Below are 1,794 nucleotides of genomic sequence, written 5' to 3'. Positions count from 1 at the left end.
AATGACTACTGTTGACCCGGTCGGCGACGCTCAGTAGGGAGTGGCCGACCCTACTGAGAGGCAGGGGGAGCACGGCTGGTGATATCGTGCCGAAAATATAAGGCTCTTTATATGCGTGCCACTCCCCCTGCATCGCCGGCCTAACGATGAGAAAGCGATGCGGTGAACGCTCCATTCCTGAGGACGAGGGCCGGCGAGAGTCGCTTCTTTGGTTATTGGTATCGGTGAGGTGTGCTATGGACAAACCACTCCTCGCAGTCGGTATCGATCCGGCCAAGCGCCAGCATCACGCCATGGGCGTCTTATACCCGGACGAGCTGGTACTCGAGAGCACTTTCGCCAACGACGTCGCTGATATCGAACATCTCGATGCCCAGGCCGCGGAGCTGGCTCAGCGCCACCAGGCGGAACTCGTCTACGGGGTCGAGGACCACCGGGGGTTGGGGCGGCGTGCCGTGGAAATCCTCCAGCGGCGTGGACGCGAGGTGCGCGTGGTCAACCCGCTAACCACCAACCGGCAAAAGGAGTTCTACGGGGAAGACAAGAACGACGCCGTCGATGCCCGCGCTATCGCGGCAGTGGTATTGCGACGCCGGAGACACCTACCCGATGCCACGGATCGGGACGAACTGATCACGGCAGTCCGCGAGACCGAGCGCACCTTGCAGGACCTGTCAGAGCGCCGCAGTAGTGCGCTGTCGCAGCTCCATGAGCAGCTTGGTGCGGTCTACCCCCCGAGCTACGATCGATTCTTCAGTAAGCTCAAAGGGCCCTGGGCACTGCTGTTTTTCCGACGTTTCCCATTGCCGCAGGATCTGGTGGATCACGACTCAGAATCTCTAGCCGACGTCCTAGCAGATCTTGCCCGTGGGCCTACCGGAAAGGCCGGCTGCAGGCACTCGCGTGAAAAGTTACGCGAGCGCGCGACCTGGATTCTGGATGCGACCTCCGGGCTCGGAGCGATGCCGCGAACACGAGCGCTAGCACTCAAGGCAGAGCTCATTCGCCAGCTCTGCGATGAGATCCTCGCGCTCAATGACCGGATCGAGCGACTCGAGCGCATGCTCTCTGAGGACCTGCTGCCACAGCTTGATGAGCGGGTTATTACCACTTTGCCGGGCGTCGGCGTTTCCTTGGGGGCCGCAATCATTGGCGAGACGGGCGATATCCTTCGGTTCCCGAGCCGGGATGCTTTCGCCAAATACAACGGCACTGCGCCCGCTGAGTACAGCTCTGGAGGCCGAGAACGTCACCGTAGCCGGCGAGGGTGCAATCGCCGGCTCAAAAGGGCTCTGTGGCTCGCTGCGAGGGCTGCTGTGCTCCACGACGACCTAGCCGCGGATTACTACCATCGATGCCGTGCGCGCGGTATTAGCAAAATCGATAGCCTGAAACGTGTGGCTCGCCGGATGTCGGACATCATCTATGCGATGCTCCGCAGGGGCGAGCCATACAACCGGGACTGCCTGATCCCGAACAAGCAGGGATCCGCGGATAAGCCGGAGACCGGTGGCACGGCCTCAAACGGGCCAAATCAAAACAGCCTTACCGATCCCCGGCACGAACAAAATAGGCAGCAGGCTCCAGTAGATCAAGCTGGAGAAGCGGAGCGGGGTCCGCCTCAGGGTAGCACTGCGGTTAGCAGAAGCCGGCCGCAGGGCGCGGCAGACCCCAATTACGCCGTAGCGGGCTCCGCCCTCTTGTCAGAAAGCGCATAGAAAACAACGCTCAGCTCTTGGTCGAGTAGAGGCTTGAGCAGTCCGGCGCTCGCCTTCTCGACAGCCTCGCGGTGCC

At 61.6% G+C, this 1,794-nt stretch carries 1 protein-coding gene; it reads left to right on the top strand.

Annotated elements, in window-relative coordinates; genetic code table 11:
* Positions 1 to 146: 146 nt before the first annotated feature.
* Positions 147 to 1,718, top strand: coding sequence for an IS110 family transposase (locus LRF89_RS13120; RefSeq protein ID WP_443134969.1), 1,572 nt, complete (start codon positions 147 to 149; stop codon positions 1,716 to 1,718).
* The last annotated feature ends 76 nt before the right edge of the window (positions 1,719 to 1,794 follow it).

It is taken from the genome of Halorhodospira sp. 9621, assembly GCF_022228055.1.
In the GTDB taxonomy this organism is placed as follows: domain Bacteria; phylum Pseudomonadota; class Gammaproteobacteria; order Nitrococcales; family Halorhodospiraceae; genus Halorhodospira; species Halorhodospira halophila_A.
The sequence above is the reverse complement of the archived record's forward strand: the minus strand, read 5'-3'. Positions and strand labels throughout refer to the sequence as shown.

Bases quoted from the DNA above. Each gene is read 5' to 3' on its own strand.
- LRF89_RS13120 (WP_443134969.1), top strand. From the start codon at position 147: ATGAGAAAGCGATGCGGTGAACGCTCCATTCCTGAGGACGAGGGCCGG.